At 58.4% G+C, this 16371-nt stretch carries 14 protein-coding genes; 5 read left to right on the top strand and 9 right to left on the bottom strand.

The features are described 5' to 3' along the window. Positions 1 to 11: 11 nt before the first annotated feature. The 9 genes from ABVT35_RS00910 to ABVT35_RS00870 form a co-directional block, all read right to left on the bottom strand. Positions 12 to 380 (bottom strand): response regulator, encoded by a 369-nt coding sequence (locus ABVT35_RS00910; RefSeq protein WP_368464220.1) that lies wholly within the window; start codon positions 378 to 380, stop codon positions 12 to 14. Beyond that, positions 377 to 679, bottom strand: a complete 303-nt coding sequence (locus ABVT35_RS00905; protein ID WP_368464218.1) for an STAS domain-containing protein — start codon at positions 677 to 679, stop codon at positions 377 to 379. Before ABVT35_RS00905 ends, ABVT35_RS00910 begins: the two co-directional genes overlap by 4 nt. A gap of 49 nt (positions 680 to 728) precedes the next feature. Then, positions 729 to 2708 (bottom strand): methyl-accepting chemotaxis protein, encoded by a 1980-nt coding sequence (locus ABVT35_RS00900; protein WP_368464216.1) that lies wholly within the window; start codon positions 2706 to 2708, stop codon positions 729 to 731. Between the two features lie 86 nt (positions 2709 to 2794). Beyond that, complete coding sequence (locus ABVT35_RS00895; RefSeq protein ID WP_368464214.1) at positions 2795 to 4426, bottom strand: methyl-accepting chemotaxis protein; 1632 nt, start codon at positions 4424 to 4426, stop codon at positions 2795 to 2797. 666 nt (positions 4427 to 5092) lie between these two features. Then, positions 5093 to 6022 (bottom strand): LysR family transcriptional regulator, encoded by a 930-nt coding sequence (locus ABVT35_RS00890; RefSeq protein ID WP_368464212.1) that lies wholly within the window; start codon positions 6020 to 6022, stop codon positions 5093 to 5095. 295 nt (positions 6023 to 6317) lie between these two features. Further along, positions 6318 to 6986 (bottom strand): glutathione S-transferase family protein, encoded by a 669-nt coding sequence (locus ABVT35_RS00885; RefSeq protein ID WP_368464210.1) that lies wholly within the window; start codon positions 6984 to 6986, stop codon positions 6318 to 6320. 9 nt (positions 6987 to 6995) lie between these two features. Next, a complete protein-coding gene (locus ABVT35_RS00880) occupies positions 6996 to 8762 on the bottom strand; it encodes a Rieske 2Fe-2S domain-containing protein (RefSeq protein ID WP_368464209.1) in 1767 nt (588 codons plus the stop codon). 36 nt (positions 8763 to 8798) lie between these two features. Continuing rightward, positions 8799 to 9698: an aromatic ring-hydroxylating dioxygenase subunit alpha gene (locus ABVT35_RS00875; RefSeq protein ID WP_368464207.1), complete on the bottom strand. Its 900-nt coding sequence runs from the start codon at positions 9696 to 9698 to the stop codon at positions 8799 to 8801. A 43-nt stretch (positions 9699 to 9741) separates the two neighbouring features. Then, on the bottom strand, positions 9742 to 10614 hold the full coding sequence (locus ABVT35_RS00870) for an aromatic ring-hydroxylating dioxygenase subunit alpha (RefSeq protein ID WP_368464205.1): 873 nt from the start codon (positions 10612 to 10614) through the stop codon (positions 9742 to 9744). A 230-nt stretch (positions 10615 to 10844) separates the two neighbouring features. Between ABVT35_RS00870 and ABVT35_RS00865 the strand changes: the two genes are divergently transcribed. From ABVT35_RS00865 to ABVT35_RS00845, 5 genes are all read left to right on the top strand, one after another. Continuing rightward, positions 10845 to 11561, top strand: coding sequence for a GntR family transcriptional regulator (locus tag ABVT35_RS00865; RefSeq protein ID WP_368464203.1), 717 nt, complete (start codon positions 10845 to 10847; stop codon positions 11559 to 11561). 100 nt (positions 11562 to 11661) lie between these two features. Next, on the top strand, positions 11662 to 12756 hold the full coding sequence (locus ABVT35_RS00860; RefSeq protein ID WP_368466243.1) for a BMP family ABC transporter substrate-binding protein: 1095 nt from the start codon (positions 11662 to 11664) through the stop codon (positions 12754 to 12756). 104 nt (positions 12757 to 12860) lie between these two features. Then, positions 12861 to 14396 (top strand): ABC transporter ATP-binding protein, encoded by a 1536-nt coding sequence (locus ABVT35_RS00855; protein ID WP_368464201.1) that lies wholly within the window; start codon positions 12861 to 12863, stop codon positions 14394 to 14396. Then, entirely contained in the window at positions 14380 to 15447 is a 1068-nt protein-coding gene (locus ABVT35_RS00850) for an ABC transporter permease (protein WP_368464199.1), read from the top strand. Before ABVT35_RS00855 ends, ABVT35_RS00850 begins: the two co-directional genes overlap by 17 nt. Next, complete coding sequence (locus tag ABVT35_RS00845) at positions 15447 to 16367, top strand: ABC transporter permease (RefSeq protein WP_368464197.1); 921 nt, start codon at positions 15447 to 15449, stop codon at positions 16365 to 16367. The genes ABVT35_RS00850 and ABVT35_RS00845 overlap by 1 nt, the downstream gene beginning before the upstream one ends. The last annotated feature ends 4 nt before the right edge of the window (positions 16368 to 16371 follow it).

Below are 16371 nucleotides of genomic sequence, written 5' to 3'. Positions count from 1 at the left end.
GGCTGTCTCCATCAGGCCGTTACGCGTTGAATCGCGTTGATGAGTTTTTCCGGATCGAACGGCTTGATGATCCAGCCGGTGGCTCCCGCCTCACGGGCACGGTTCTTTTTCTCGGCGTCGCTTTCCGTAGTCAGGACAAGGATTGGAACGGCGCGGTGCCTGTCGCTCTTGCGGACATTTTCGATGAAACCGAAACCGTCCATGCGCGGCATGTTGATATCGGTGATGATGACATCCGGCATCGAATCGCCGAGCACTTCGAGCCCGTGCACGCCATCCTCGGCCTGCAGGGTTTCGTATCCCGCGCCATTAAGCGTCATCAGCAGCATGTTGCGGATGGTGCGCGAGTCATCAACGGTGAGAACTGTCGTTTTCTTCATTGGGGCTGCTCCTTCACATGCAGGCTGTCCGGTTCCACACCGAGCAGTGCGATGGCGGAAAGGAAACTGTCCGAGGCGTTCTCGATCTGAAACGATACGCCGTCTTCGGCCCAGCTCTTGCTGGCACTCAGCAGAAGTTGCACGCACTGGCCTCCCAGGCGCTCAACTGCAGAGGCATCGACAACGAGTTCGCTGCCGCGCATTGACACAAGGTCCTTGTGCAGGGGAGTTACAGCCGTCAGATCGAGATTTTCGGGCAATTGCATTTGCCCGATCTCAGTTTGGCTTGCGACACTCATTTCAATCCCATCCTTTTATCGATTTATCGAAGGGGCGAGGGCTGGATACTCAAAACTCGGTCCAGTCCTCGCCATCCGGTTCGGCGACAGCCGCAGCTGCGGTGCCACCGCCCATTCCGAAGGCATTTGCCAGTTTCTTGCCCAGGTTCCTCGCCGGCGAGGCAACTGGCGCATTGTGATCTCCGGCCGGTGCAGCAACCGCGGCCGGTGCAGCAACCGCGGCGGGCGCAAACTCCGCGTGGGCCGGACCACCGGTGTTGAAGGCTGATACAAGCCCTCTCAGCTTGCCGCTTTCGGCGGTCAGGTTTTGACAGGCAGCATTGGTTTCCTCGACCATTGCCGCATTCTGCTGGGTCACCTGATCCATCTGATTGATGGCGGTATTGATTTCCTGCAGACCGGCGGTCTGTTCACGCGAAGAGGTCACGATCGAAGCAACGCGGTCATTGATCTTCAGAACATGCTGTTCGATTTCCTGAAGCGCTTCGCCCGTCTGGCTGACCAGCGACACACCGTCGCCAACCTCAGCGACCGAATTGTTGATCAGGTCCTTGATTTCCTTGGCGGCGTTGGCCGAGCGCTGTGCAAGTTCACGGACTTCCTGCGCGACCACGGCAAATCCCTTGCCGGCTTCCCCGGCACGCGCCGCTTCGACGCCCGCATTAAGCGCCAGAAGATTGGTCTGGAAAGCAATGTCATCGATCACGCCGATAATCTGACTGATCTGACCGGAGGACTGCTCGATGCGCTGCATCGCCGTTATCGCGTCCTTGACGATCTTGCCGGACTTTTGAGCACCGCCCTTGGCCTCATCGACCATCTGACCGGCTTCTTCGGCTGCCGAGGAAGAATTGCGCACGGTTGCGGTAATTTCATCCAGCGCAGCAGCGGTTTCTTCAAGCGCTGCGGCCTGCTGCTCGGTTCGGCGTGACAGATCGTCCGCAGCCTGCGAGATCTCGGTGGAACCCGTTTGAACGATGTCGGTGGAACCGGTGATGTCGGTCAGGGTCTGGTTAAGAACCTGGACAGTCTGATTGAAGGTGCTTCTAAGCTCTTCATATTCTTCAATAAACGGTTCATCCAGCTTGTGGGAAAGGTCGCCTTCCGCCAGATGATGGAGACCGGCCGACAGGCGCTCGATGACATCACGGCGCTGCTGTTCCTCCTGCTCCTTGCGGGCGGCGATGCCGGATTCGGCCTCCTCGCGGTTGCGTCGTTCCGTGTCCGCGGCATCGCGTGCGTCCTGACCATCGATGATCGCCTGGCGGAAAATCTCCACCGATTGCGCCATCTGTCCGATCTCATCCTTGCGATTTGTAAAAGGCACTTCCTGATCATAGGAACCGTCGGCCAGGACATTCATATAGTCGGTCATGCGCCCGATCGGCTGGACCACGAGACGGCGAATGGCCAATAGCCCGCCAACCAACAGCACCAGAGCAAGAATGGCGGCTGAAATAGCCAGGATCTGGTAAAGGCTGGCCATCCGATTGGCTTCGGCCTGCTTTCCGGTCAGCGCAGAATCCGTTTCGGAAACAACGCTCTGCAGATTGTCCCGGTGCTCATGAAACACCGTGCGCAGCTCGCTGAGTGCCGGATGCAGTGCCAGCGCATCACCGCTTTCCAGGGCGGGAATGACCTTATTTTCGATAACGTCCCAGAACCGGCTGCCGTCGTTTTGAACGCTGGCTTCAATGCCTTCCTTCAGGACTGGACTGATCTCTGAATCGCGCCAGTACTGAGCCCGTTCGTAGTAAAGCTCATGCAGCTTGTGGAGACGTTCGACATTGGCCGCAAGCAGGCTGCGTGTGCTCGCGGCCTCCAGCGTCATCATGTAGGCTTCCGCCAGGAACAGGGGAGGCGGCAAAATATCAGCACGCAGGTCATTCAGGTCGATGATCCGATTGTAGTCCGGCGACCCGATTTCAACCTTGCTGATCGTCAGCGTGTTGATGCCAACCGCGCCGATAAATCCGATTGAGACAACAGAGCCGAAAACCAACAGGCTCTTTGCAATTGTCAATCTCATACGCACTCCCCTCAGTTACGCACAGGCTTCGACGTTGACCGTCTGCCCTTTGTGTTCCGCTCTTTTGTTGCCTGCGAAATTCATCGTCACGCACTCCGCCTCATATCCATGGCAACCGGCAATTCCGGCTCGGCGGCCGCGTCGCGACAACGAGCAGTCGCTCGCTCATCAATCGGCTCAAGACGTTCTGCCGGCTCCGGTGATCCGGAGGCATGCTGCTCTCCTGCGTCGCCAAGTCTGAACCGGCGGACAACCTCGCCGAGTTGAACGAATGCCGCCTGAACATCCCTGACCTCGGCTTCGGCGGAGTTCGAGCTTGCGGCCAGACGCGAAGCTTCTGATCTGCTTGAAGCAAGTTCATCACGCAGCCTGCCGATCTCCTCGGACCGCTCGGCGGAGGCGGCAACCGTCTGCGAAATGACGTTGTCAATTTCGGTGAAGCGACCGACCACCTCATGGATCGCGGTACCGGCCTTGTTGACGGCGGTAACACCTGTGTCGATACGGGTTTTGGTGTCCTGGACCAGGACCTCGATTTCCTTGGCAGCTTCCGTCGAACGCTGGGCCAGCGCCCTGACCTCCTGGGCAACGACCGCAAATCCGCGTCCCGCCTCCCCGGCGCGCGCAGCTTCAATCCCGGCGTTGAGAGCAAGCAGGTTTGTCTGAAAGGCGACATCGTCAATTGCTGTGGTGATCTGCCCGATGCGTTCCGTGAGCCCTTCGATGCCGTTCATGGCTTCGACTGCAAGGCCCATCGTTGTGCCTCCGTCTTCCGCACTTCGGCGGGCGTCGACCATGACTTCCTCGACCTTGCCGAAACCCTGCCCGGGCTCGCCAGACTGGCCAATCATCGCATCGACGGTACCGGCCGCCTGACCGATACGCTCGGCAGTATCTGTGGCTATTTGAGCGAGTTCGTTGAGCGCGGCAACCGAATGGCCGGCCTTGTCGTTTCCTGCCAGCAGGTTCTTGACGATGGCAGAGAATGTCGACTGCACACGGTCAAGCGCAACATTGAAGGTTGCGGCGAGTTCATGATGCGCGGCCGGGACGGACCCCTTTATTCGGGTTCCAAGGTCGCCGACCATCAGGCTGCGAAGAGCATCGCCGAATTCCGCGTTGACAAGGTCGTTCTCCTGGCCGCGCCGTTCCTCAAATGAGGCCGCGTTCCGGACTCCCTGTTCTTCGCTGAAGCCTTTCCAGACAAGGCCGGTGTTGTGCATGAAGACCGCGAACAATTGCTGAATTGCCGTTACAGCCTCCTCGAAACTGTCCTGCTTCACACCCGAGCGGGCGAACATTCCCTTCGGCCAGTGGTCCTTCAGCGTTTGTCTGAGTACCTGTTCGAAAAACAGATTTTGAGCGGCAAGACACCATTGCGGATCGATGTCGTCGCGGGCCAGTGCCCGGCCCTGTGCGTTTGCGTTTTCCTCAAAACCCTTGCGCTCTTCAGGATCCGCCAATGCGGCTGCTGTGCCCAGATGCCTGATTGCTGCGGCCATTGCTGCTCGAAGTTGCTCGGGCTCCGGGCCGTCAGTCTGTTGTCGAACGTTTTTTGAAAGCAGCGCAGCCTGGACATCGGTCGCGGCCGCCGCAAAGCGGTCGCCACAGTGATGGCTCGCTTCCGCGGCAACCTCGCCAAGGATCAGGAAGTCGCGATGCGCGCGCGCGTCCGATACCTGGTCCTGCCCCGTTTTTGCTGACGCCTGCTTCCGCACACGGTTTCCCCGACAACCCCGCATCATCGTCCGGTACGAACGATGCGCCACTCCTTCCGGAAATATCCCGTTGTCACCGCATACCGTCTTCGACAGCGACGGCGCACGCGAGGCGGACGCCCGCGATGTGTTCACAGGACCAAAGATCCGGTCAAAATTCATCTGATATGGAAATACCGGGTTCTGACCGGTTCAACGGAACAGCTTCATGCCCATGGACCATACGCTCTTGCGAAGTTCCATCCCGCCGCATTGAAACGCTATGGGTAATTCGTTTCCCTTAAGTTAACAAATCATTCAAAAAAATATTCAAAATCAATAGACTGAACTGCCGATCCATCCGGCTAAGATGTAATGCGCGGCAAGAGAATATTACTTTGGGTTGTTGCAGACCGTTTAAATAACATTGATTAACGGCAAGTTCCGCCGCAAGCTTCGTGCAAGTTTTCTCTGCAAGGTTGCAGATGGGATATTACCGAGTTCCCGTCATGATGACCGTGTGGAGAATTACAGCATGATTGCTATGGGTCTTGCCGCTATATTTCTTGTTATCGTTATGTGTCTGGCGTTTTCACTGCTCGATTTTTTGGATACTCACAGAAAAACAACAGGTTATCCGCGGATTTAAGGCTGCAGCCGGAAAATCGCATACCGATCGCTATCGAATCAAACGAGTTGGCGCAGTTCCGGCCCCGGCTGGGCTATCCAGTCGTTTTGCGAAACCATTAGCGCAATTTCCTTCATGAGAATTTCAACAACGGCATTTGTCGCACGGGTGTTGGATCTTTCCGAGGGCAGTCCGAGCACAAGCTCCCGCCACAGCCCCGCCGGACCGAGCGACCGGGCTTCAAGCGCGCCTGCGGACACTTCCTCTGCCAAGGAAGCAAGTGGCAGGAAAGCGTGACAGATGCCGGACATCACCATAGCCCGGGTGGCAAAAAAGGAATCGACCTCATAGGCGATGTTTAATGAAGAGCCGGCCTTTTTTGCCGCATTTTCTATGATCCGCCGCATGGCATAGCGACGGCCGGGCAGGACCAGGGGAAGCCCTGCCACCTGATCGAAATCGATCTGGCCACCGGTATTGTTCAGCGCGCCCGGCGGACTGATCAGGGCTATCTCCTCCAGAAGCAGTTCTTTCGAGCGTATGTGCAGATCGCTGGAGGGGCCGTATAAAAAGGAAATATCGACTTCGCCGCGCTGCATCCATTCAATGATGTCTACGGAGTATCCTTCTCTAATGCGAAGCGTGACCTGAGGCAGTTCACGGGCAACGTGGGCAACCAGCCTGGCGGCAACGACCATGGCAATCGTCGGCATAACAGCCAAGGCAACATTGCCGCTGATCTCGGTATGCGCCGACTGGATATCCTGCATGGTCGTTTCAAGCTGGCGAACCACACCGGAAACGCGCCGCAGCAGTTCGGAGCCTGCCTCCGTCAGTTCCATACCCCTGATATGCCGGTCGAAAAGCGGAACGCCGACATGGTGTTCCAGCAGCTTGATCTGGCGTGACAGTGCCGGCTGCGCTATGCGCAGGCGATCCGAGGCACGGCTCAGCGAGCCGCACTCTGCGACACAGATAAATGTCTTCAACTGCCGGAGATCCAACGCCCTAACCTTCGCAATCTGCTATCGCTCATTATAGACTATACAAAAATGAAATATAGCCGCTGCGCGGTTTGGCGGGCCCGGAACTGTCCCGGATATGCAACGGACAGGCTTATCGGAGCTCTTCCCAGATCGTACGGCACAAAGGATTTGGGGCGCGGTAGACGCCAAAAATGGTTGGTTCTTGGAAGAAAACTCGCAGGAGGGTACGGCGGTCATTGCCGACAATTACCTTCTCGCGCCACGCCCCAAATCCAACTGCCGACTTGAAATTTGCGCCTCAGGCAGCCTTGTGGGCGGATGAGCCGCCTCTTGCCGGACCTGCCGGGAATACGCCGGACATGACAACGAAGCCGGGGATGCGTTTGAACCGGTCGCACCAGCGGCGGATCGCCGGATAGTCCTGGCGGGAGATGCCGCCCTCCTCCGACAGGATCACATAGGGAAAACACGCAATGTCGGCGATGGTCGGATGGTCACCGGGGCAAATCCAGTTCCGTCCCTCCTTTTCACCGAACCACAGATGCTCGTCCAATATTCGGAACAGACGGTGTGCACCCTTGCGGCAGGCATCGACATCAAAATCGTAAAACAGGCCGTCATGCAGCCGCGCTGCGGAAGATGTCGATGTAATCCCGTCGGCAAAGGCCAGCCACTGGCTGATTTCGCCCAACAGTGCGGCGTTGTCCGTCGGGTACCACTTGCCTGATTTGTCGTATTTGGCGGCGAGGTAGACGAGGATCGCCTGTGCATCGCGCAGGATGACGCCGTCATCATCGAGGACGGGAAGCTGTCCAAGCGGATTGATCTTCAAAAACCAGTCCGACTTGTGCTCCCTGCCGGGATAGAAATCGACGGGGACCGCCTCATATTCCACACCGAGCATGCTCATGAGCAGGCGCAGCTTGTAGCAGTTGCCGGACAGTTCGTAATCGTAAAGCTTGATCATTTCGTCACCTCAGATATCCAGCACCAGTCGGGCGGATTTGGCCCGCGACACACAGGTCATAATTTTGTCGCCGCGTTTTTTCTCGGCGTCGCTCAGATAGACGTCCTGGTGATCGGGCTCGCCTTCAAGGACCGTTGCCATGCAAGTGCCGCATGCACCCTGCTCGCAGGAACTCGGAACGCTTACGCCGTTTTCGCGCATCACCTCCATTATGGTCTTTCCGGCAGGCACCTGCAGCGTCATGACCGAGCGCGACAGTGCGACCTCGAAGCTGGAACTGTCGTCAATCTCGTTTGTGTTCTTGAAATACTCGAAATGCACTGCCTCGTCCGGCCAGCCGAGGCGCTCAGCCGTCCGGCGCGTTGCCTCAAGCATCGGCCCCGGACCGCAAACATAAAGGTGCATTGCCTGCCCATAGCCGGCGAGCAGATTTTCAAGCTGCTTGCCGGTTTCGTCGGGATCGAGGCCAAGATGTGCCTCTACACTGTCTCCCAGGGTTTCAAGCACCTCCGGAAAGGCCATATGGCCCTTCGACTGGGCGAAGTAATGAAGCTCGAAATGATGCCCGGAATGGTGAAGCGCCCTGGCCATCGACAATATGGGCGTCACGCCGATGCCGCCGGCGACCAATATTGTCTTGAGCGCGTCCCGGCGCAGCGGAAAATTGTTGCGCGGCGCCGATATCGCCAGCACATCGCCTTCCCTGACGTCGTCATGGAGGCATTTCGAGCCGCCGGCGGAATCGTCTTCCCGCTTGACGCCGATCGTATAGGACTGCGTTTCGCCTGGGCCATTGGTCACCGAATATTGGCGGACAAGACCGTTCGGCAGGTGCACGTCGATATGGGCGCCCGGCTGGAATGTCGGCAGCTGATCATCGGTTGAAGTCAGTTCGAAACCGGCAACGCCTTCAGCCGCCTGCCATTTGCGGGCGACTTTTGCCCGCAATTCGGCACTGCGGCCGCTGGTCTTGCGTTCCGGCATCCTTGCAAGTTCCTCGGAAACCGGCTGGATGACGGGCTGCAGCTTTTCGGGTTCGGGAAGGTCTTGCGCTTCGGCCTCGCAATCGTCGCGCAGTGCAGACAGGCGTTCGTTGTGGTGGCGCAGGACATCCACAATATCGGCGGTATCGGGAATGGCATCGAGAACGCCGCGTATCACTGTGCGGTTGGAATCGACGGGCTGAACGAAGAAGACGGCCGCGGTTTTCTCATCGCCACCGCGTGACGTGAGAACGATACTCATTTCGCCCTGCTGCTCGATGTTTACCTCGGCATCGCCGGCCTCCAGCGCATCGTTCGGCTGAAACACATAGGAATTCAGCTTATCAAGAACGTTTTGCGCCGTTGCATTGACCGATATCGGGCGCAGCGCCAGCAACTCATCGCCGGCGAGCTGATCGAATGCCGGCAGGTCGCCTTCCGGCTCTTCACCCGACCAGACAAGCCCGTAGCGCTCAACGGCGGGATAGGTGCGATTGCAAATGGTGCGGGCCGGAGAATCGGCAGGATGCGCCGGTATATATGTGCATCCGGCGGTGCGGTTGGCATAACGCCAACCGTGATACTGACATTTGAGTTCAGTACCGTCATTAATGCCGATGGAAAGGCGCACGCCGCGATGCAGGCAGCGGTTTTCCCAGACATTCACAAAGCCATCATCCGCGCGCCATACGGCAAACTCGCGGCCGAGCAACTGACCATGAAATGTGTGACGGTATTCGAGCTCCTCGCTCGAGGCGATCGGGTGCCATTGGCGGTGGGCAGCTTCCAGCATAATGCATTCCCTCAATGTATGTTCTTATCGTTGAATTCAGCCTGCCGACGGGATCACCCCGTAGGTTACGCCCTTGGCGCGAAGCCAGCGACGGTAGGCAATGGCCGATTTGTCGGCCCGTATCGGTGTTTCGGCACGCGGATCCAGCGGCAGCTTCTTCGGATACTGATTTTCCAGGATCGGCTTGTCCTGACCGAATATCGTCTGCTGGAACCGTCGCATCACCCGCTCTTCGCTGTCATCGTCGATGATGCTCAGGAGCATATGCGCGCGGATGCGCTCCTCATTGATCGGCTGAATGAACAGCGCGATCACGTCCATGCGGCTCGGATCCTGACCGCTCGACTTGTAAAGCACCGAGCAATAGGGGTGCGGCACCCGATAGACATATTCGACATCGGCGCCTCCGCTCGACGCCGTCGAGGCCATCGGCTGAAAGAACCGGCATTCGGTCGCCAGTATTTCATCGCGCTCTTCGGAGATTTCGACCTCGTATTCCTTGACCTCCGTGTGCGGCTCCTGGCCGAGAATGTCGGTATGCACATAAGGAAAGTGTCCCATATCGAGAAAGTTCTCGATGGCGCGCGGGCCCGATACATTCACACCGATCGATGCCGCATTCAGATTGCGGCGATCCGGCTCGTCATATTCCTCGATTGGAAAAATGTCGGCTGAGGGAGTGCCGAGGCAGGTCCACACATATCCATAGGCGCATTGCGCCGGCAGCAATTCGTCGACCTTGGCGATATCCAGTTCGGCACCGGCACGAAGCTCCCCTTTGCGCCGCCAGACACGCGGCGAACCGTCTGCGTCCAAGGCAAAGGAAAGGTCCTCCTCAAGCAACACCGTGTCCTGAACGATACCGGGCTGCATTTCCTGCGTGGCGCAGATGGCAAACCAAAGATTGAGGACGGTCTCATCGGTGCAAACTGGCATTTCGGGCTCCCTTTGGGCGCAGGTGCGCTTTTTCTTTGCGGTCTCAGGCGGAGGCGGCGATCGCACCATAGGTAATGTTATGGCTGCGCAGCCAGCGCCTGTAATAGACCGAACTGGCGTCCGCGCGGATCGGCGTTTCGGCGCGCGGGTCCAGCGGCAGGCGCTTGGGCACCTGGTTTTCCAGAATGGGCTTATCCTGGGCAAAAATGAGCTGCATGAACCAGCGTATTTCCGCTTCATCCGTATTGTGCCTCAGATAGCAAAGCAGCGGATGGGCAATGCAGTTTTCCTCATCCACGGGCTGCACAAAAAGGGCGATGTAATCCATGCGCTCGGGCTGGACAGGATTGGTCTTGTACAGCGCCACCGTGTACGGCCGCGAAACCTTGTATTCGTAGTCGGCCATAATGCCGCCTTCGGCGGTCGGCGAGGCTACGGGCTGGTAGAATTTGCATTCGGTGGCCAGGACCTCGTCCCCTTCGGTAATTTCCACCTTGTAGGACGGCACTTCCGTGTGCGGTTCCTCGCCGAGCCAGCCGGTGTGGACAAAGGGGAAGTGTCCCATGTCGAGAAAATTCTCAACTGCACGAAGCCCGGACACGTTTACTGCGATGGAGCCGCCGGAGACGATGTAGCGGTCAGTCTCGAAGGCTTCGGGTATGTGGATGATATCGCGCGCAGGCTCGCCTATGCAGGCCCAGAGAAACCCGTATTGCTGTTTGATTGCAACGTCAGCGCCTGTATCGGCGCGCCGCACGGATAAAGCGTCCGCAGGCGTTCCGTCGACCTTCAGGTCTACTCCAAGCAGTCTCGTTTCAAAGGGTGTTGCGGGCTTCAATGCCGCCAGATCGGCAATGACGTGCCAGTCGTTCAACAGCGCGAAGTCCGCGCATTCATGGCCTGCAGCCCGTCCCATATCCGTTCTCCTCCCGACCGGGTTAGACACGATGCCGTACAATTTACCATACTCTAACATGGTCAGATTGGATACCAATCTTGTGAATTTTGAAACACAATCAAAAAAATCTTGATATTCAAAGCTTGATGATTGCTAGCCACCATGACAGGCTGAACGACGCTTGAAAACTCCGCACGCGTTCGTGCGGACAGACGAAGCGTGAATGGGGAAACCGGAACAGAACGTGCATGAGCAATCTGTCGGAACGCATTTCTGAAACGCTGAAACAGGCAATCCTGGCGCAAAGGCTTTATCCTGGCACCAAACTTGGCGAGCGGGAATTGGCAGAGATCTTCGACGTCAGCCGCATCGTCATCCGGCAGGCGCTGATCCGTCTCGCCAATGAGGGGCTCGTCACCATCGAGCGCAATCGCGGTGCCTTTGTCACCAGGCCGAGCCTGCAGGAAGCGCTGGAAATCTACGACACGCTCACGCTTCTTGAACAGGGCGTCGCCATGCAGCTTGCCGAGCGGCTTGACGCATCCGGATGGCAGAAGCTGCGCGACCATATTGCCCTGCAGGCTGAGGCGGTCGAGCGCAACGACCACAAGGCCGCCGACGAGCTCGGCCAGGGCTTTCACACATTGTTCATCAGCCTTGCCGGCAACCGCCTGCTGCAGGACATGCATGCCCAGATCGTTCAGCGGACCTTCCTGCTGCGGTCGCTCTATACCAGCCGTTTCGACTACTGCAACCTGCTCAACGAGCACACAAAGATCGTCAACCTGTTGGAGCGGGGACGGGTCAAGCAGGCCATGGAACTGATTGATGCGCATCACCGTCACGTTGTGCGCGGATATGTCCTTGATACGTCCTCCTACACGCAAATGTCCTTGAAAGAAGCCATCAAACCCGATCTCGAACAGGAGGATACCGCACCGGCGGCCGCTGCCGCCGAAACCTGATTTCGCACGGTGCTATTCGCGCGAAACTTTGCAGTCATGACCAAAAGAAGCCGGTCAAATATCCGGACGACAGCAAAACATGAGGGAACAAACTATGACTATCTACTCACCCAACAGGCGAGAATTCCTGAAATATTCCGCTGCAGCCGGCACCGCGCTGGCGACCGGCGGCCTCTCTTCCGGAGCCTCCGCTCAGGAAGTGCTTAAAGTCGGCGCAGTCTATGTGTCTCCCGTTGCCGAAATCGGCTGGACCAAGCAGCACAGCCTTGGCGTTCAGGCCATCCGCGACGAATTCGGCACCAATGTCGACACCACCGTCATCGACAACATCTTCAAGCCACAGGACGCCGAGCGGGTGTTCCGGGAACTTGCCGCCGACGGCAACCAGTTGATCTTCGGCACCAGCTTTTCGCACGGAACGCCGATGCAGAAGGTCGCGCCGCGTTTCCCGAAGGTCGCCTTCGAGCACTGCTCGGGCATCAAGCACCTCAAAAACCTCGGCACGTTCGAAGCCAAATATTATGAAGGCACCTATGTGGCGGGCGCTGCCGCTGGCCATATGAGTAAAACCGCCAAAATCGGCTTCATCGGCGGCTTCCCCATTCCAGATATCGTGGGCCCGGCCAACGCACTGCTGCTTGGCGCGCAAAGCGTCAATCCGGACACCACCTGCTCGGTAATCTTCCTGAATTCCTGGTTCGACCCGGGCAAGGAGAAGGAAGCGGCAAACACACTCATCTCGCAGGGCTGCGACGTCATCTGCTCGATGACCGATACGGCAACGGGCGTGCAGGTTGCTGGAGAAAAGGGCGCATGGGCAATCGGCTATGCCAGTGACATGAGCCAGTTCGCACCCGAACATCATCTGACTGCGTTCATGCTCGACTGGAGCAGCGTCTATGTCAGTGCCGCCAAGGCGGTTGCAGCCGGAACCTGGCAAACCAGCGAGCGCTGGCAGGGGCTTGCCGATGGTGTCGTGGCAATGGCGCCTTACAATTCAGCCATTCCCGCGGATGTGCAGCAGAAGCTGTCGCAGGTCGAAGCCGATATCGCAGCGGGCAAACTTCATCCCTATGCGGGCGAGATCAAAGACCAGGAAGGCAAGGTTCGTGTCGCTGCCGGGCAGAACATGCCGGACGGTGAAATCCGCGGCTTCAACTGGTTCGTCAACGGCATGGTCGGGAATCTCGGCTGACAGCCGGACATCCTCACATATGATCACGTGATCTGCCGCCACGTCATTGAGACGTGGCGGCGGCTTTCGGGCCGGTACGCCCACTCCGCTGCAAGAGGGATCTGATGAAGCCACGTCTTGAATTGCGCAACATCTGCAAGCGCTATCCCGGCGTCGTCGCCAATGACGGAATTTCGCTCGAGGTCATGCCCGGTGAAATCCACGCGGTCCTTGGCGAGAACGGCGCCGGCAAAAGCACGCTGATGAAAATCATCTACGGTGCCACCCATGCCGATGAAGGCGAAATCCTGTGCGACGGTGAGCTGATCGGAACCCACGGTCCGTCGGTTTCAAGGTCGCTCGGCATCGAAATGGTGTATCAGCACTTTGCGCTGTTTGAATCCGTATCCGTCGCCGAAAACATCGCGCTATCGGTAAACAGCAAATACGACATCGCCACCCTGTCAAACCAGGTGAGCAGGGTGTCGGAGAAATACGGTCTGCCACTCGATCCGCGCCGGCTTGTCCATCACCTTTCCGTCGGGGAGCGACAGCGCGTCGAAATCGTTCGCTGCCTGATGCAGGATCCCAAGCTGCTGATCCTCGATGAGCCGACATCCGTCCTGACGCCGCAGGCCGTTGAAAAACTGTTTGTTACACTTCGGCACCTCGCATCCGAAGGCTGCAGCATTCTCTATATCAGCCACAAGCTCGACGAGGTGCAGGCGCTTTGCGACATGGCAACTGTGCTGCGCAACGGCAAAGTCACAGGCACCGCCGAGCCGAAGAACAGCACCTCCGCCGAACTTGCCCGCATGATGGTGGGCGCCGATATTCCCGAAACCCATCTCGATCCGTCGACAATCAGCGCCGAGCCGCTGCTTTCAGTGTCGAAGCTCTCGGCTCCCGCGCTCGATGTATTCGGGACCGACCTGAAGGAAATCGATCTCGATGTGCATGGCGGCGAGGTCGTCGGCATTGCAGGCGTCGCAGGCAATGGTCAGGCTGAGCTCGTCTCGCTTTTGAGCGGTGAGCGGGTGCTGCCGAGTTCGCATGCCGTCAAGCTTTGCGGCCAACCGTCGGCACACCTGTCGGCGGCCGACCGGCGCCGGATGGGCCTTGCATTTGTGCCGGAAGAACGTCTTGGACGCGGCGCTGTGCCCTCGCACGATCTAGGCGACAATGCCGTGCTTACCGGTCACCGTCTGAACATGGTGACGCGCGGCCTGCTCGACCGGCGCACAGCACGCGGATTTGCAGGAAAGGTCATCGACCGCTTCAACGTCAAGGCCAACGGTCCGTTGACCGTTGCGCAAAGCCTTTCCGGCGGGAACCTGCAGAAATACATCGTCGGCCGGGAAATCGAACTCAAGCCGCAGGTGCTGCTCGTCGCCCAGCCAACCTGGGGTGTCGATGTCGGCGCGGCTGCATTCATACGCCAGACACTGATCGACCTCAGCCGGTCGGGTGTTGCGGTGCTGATCATTTCCGAGGAACTCGACGAGCTTTTCGAGATCTGCGACCGACTGCACGTGATTTGCGCCGGACGCTTGTCGGCAGCGCTCAAACGCGGCGAAGCAAGCGTTGAAGAAGTTGGGCTGCTGATGACGGGCCTTGGCGAAAACAACAACGGATCGGGCGATCATGCGATTTCAAATTGAACAGCGAAGCCAGCCATCAGCAGCAATGCGATTCGCCGCGCCGGTTGTCGCGACGGCTCTGACACTGATTGCCGGCTCGATCATGTTCGCATTCCTCGGCCATGATCCGGTCGCGACACTGGTCGCTTTTTTCATTTCACCGCTGAGCACAATGAACGACATTTCCGAATGGCTGCTGAAGGCCTCGCCGCTGATACTGATCGGCTGCGGGCTCGCCATCGGTTTTCGGGCCAATGTCTGGAATATCGGCGCTGAAGGCCAGTTGGTCATCGGTGCGATCGCTGCGACAGGCGTCGGATTGTTCTTCCCGTTTCAGGAAAGCGTGCTGCTTTTGCCGCTGATGATCCTTGCCGGCATGGTCGCGGGCATGGCATGGGCGGCGATACCGGCTTTTCTGCGTGCGCGGCTGAACACCAACGAGATCCTGGTCACGCTGATGCTGACCTATGTCGCGACGTTCGTGCTTTCCTATCTCGTCCACGGTCCCTGGCGCGATCCGGACGGTTTCAACTATCCGCAGACGGCACTATTACCGGAGGCGGCAATGTTCGCGCCGTTCGACTATGCCTACCGGGTCAATACGTCGATCTTTATCACGGTCGCCGCCGTTATCGCGATGTGGGTGTTCACGGAACGCAGTTTCCTCGGCTACAAGATGTCCGTGGGCGGCGCTGCGCCACTTGCCGCACGCTATGCCGGCTTCAAGGAATCCTCTTCCGTATGGATGGGGCTTTTGATCGGCGGCGCAACCGCCGGCATCGCAGGCATGGCCGAAGCTTCCGGGCCGCTCGGACAATTGTCGCCGCAGATTTCACCGGGCTACGGATTTGCGGCAATCATCGTCGCCTTCATCGGAAGGCTGCACGCCTTCGGAATCGTGCTCGGCGGCCTGCTCCTGTCGTTGCTCTATATCGGCGGCGAGGCCGTGCAGATCGATCTCGACCTGCCCTCTTCGCTGACGCGGATATTCCAGGGCATGCTTTTGTTTTTCCTTCTGGCGGCGGATTTCCTGATCTTCTACCGCCTTAGACTATTGAGGAGCGTGCACTGATGGATCTGTTTATTGCCATTGCCACCGGCACAGTCATTGCCGCCACGCCGCTTGTCTTTGCCGCGCTCGGCGAGCTGGTGGTGGAAAAATCCGGCGTCCTCAATCTCGGTATCGAGGGGATGATGCTGATCGGCGCGGCGATTGCCGTGATGTGCGTCTTTTCCGGCCTTCCCATGATGGCCGCCGTTACAATTGCAGCAATCGCCGGCGCGCTTTCGGCACTTCTGTTCGGCGTTCTGGCGCTGACCTTCATGACCAACCAGTACGCGGCGGGTCTGGCGCTTGCCATCTTCGGCTCCGGCGTTTCGGCCTTTATTGGAGAGGATTTCGGCAGCACGCCGACCGATGCGGTCAACAATCTCCACATTCCGGTTCTCAGCGATATTCCGGTGATCGGACCGCTGTTTTTCCAGTACGATCCGCTCGTCTATCTTTCCTTCATCATGTTCGGACTGATCACATGGTTTCTTTACCGCACCAAGGGCGGGCTCATCGTCAGGACAGTGGGGGAATCGCCGCAATCGGCGCATGCAATCGGCTATCCGGTCATTGCGATCCGTTATCTCGCGGTGCTCTTTGGCGGCGCCATGGCCGGGATCGGCGGGGCGTATCTGTCCATCGCCTATACGCCGCTGTGGGTGGAAGACATGACAGCCGGCCGTGGCTGGATATCGCTTGCCCTGGTGGTTTTTTCAACCTGGCGGCCGGCCCGCGTGGTGCTCGGCGCATGGCTCTTCGGCGGCATGACGATCCTGCAACTGCAGGGCCAGGCGCTTGGCGTCGGCGTTCCGTCCGAAGTGCTGTCGTCGCTGCCCTATGTGGCGACAATCGTCGTCCTGGTGATCATTTCGCAGAACCGCCAGATGCTGGCGCTAAACTTTCCTGCATCGCTCGGCAAGCCATTCCGGCCTGCAGGCTGACCCG

It is taken from the genome of Hoeflea sp. TYP-13 (assembly GCF_040932035.1).
Classification (GTDB): domain Bacteria; phylum Pseudomonadota; class Alphaproteobacteria; order Rhizobiales; family Rhizobiaceae; genus Hoeflea_A.
The sequence above is the reverse complement of the archived record's forward strand: the minus strand, read 5'-3'. Positions and strand labels throughout refer to the sequence as shown.

Excerpts from the sequence above, each read along its gene's own strand:
- ABVT35_RS00845 (WP_368464197.1), top strand. The coding sequence starts at position 15,447 with ATGGATCTGTTTATTGCCATTGCCACCGGCACAGTCATTGCCGCCACG.
- ABVT35_RS00880 (WP_368464209.1), bottom strand. The coding sequence starts at position 8,762 with ATGCTGGAAGCTGCCCACCGCCAATGGCACCCGATCGCCTCGAGCGAG.
- ABVT35_RS00905 (WP_368464218.1), bottom strand. The coding sequence starts at position 679 with ATGAGTGTCGCAAGCCAAACTGAGATCGGGCAAATGCAATTGCCCGAA.
- ABVT35_RS00900 (WP_368464216.1), bottom strand. The coding sequence starts at position 2,708 with ATGAGATTGACAATTGCAAAGAGCCTGTTGGTTTTCGGCTCTGTTGTC.
- ABVT35_RS00865 (WP_368464203.1), top strand. The coding sequence starts at position 10,845 with ATGAGCAATCTGTCGGAACGCATTTCTGAAACGCTGAAACAGGCAATC.
- ABVT35_RS00875 (WP_368464207.1), bottom strand. The coding sequence starts at position 9,698 with ATGCCAGTTTGCACCGATGAGACCGTCCTCAATCTTTGGTTTGCCATC.
- ABVT35_RS00910 (WP_368464220.1), bottom strand. The coding sequence starts at position 380 with ATGAAGAAAACGACAGTTCTCACCGTTGATGACTCGCGCACCATCCGC.
- ABVT35_RS00850 (WP_368464199.1), top strand. The coding sequence starts at position 14,380 with ATGCGATTTCAAATTGAACAGCGAAGCCAGCCATCAGCAGCAATGCGA.
- ABVT35_RS00885 (WP_368464210.1), bottom strand. The coding sequence starts at position 6,986 with ATGATCAAGCTTTACGATTACGAACTGTCCGGCAACTGCTACAAGCTG.
- ABVT35_RS00855 (WP_368464201.1), top strand. The coding sequence starts at position 12,861 with ATGAAGCCACGTCTTGAATTGCGCAACATCTGCAAGCGCTATCCCGGC.
- ABVT35_RS00870 (WP_368464205.1), bottom strand. The coding sequence starts at position 10,614 with ATGGGACGGGCTGCAGGCCATGAATGCGCGGACTTCGCGCTGTTGAAC.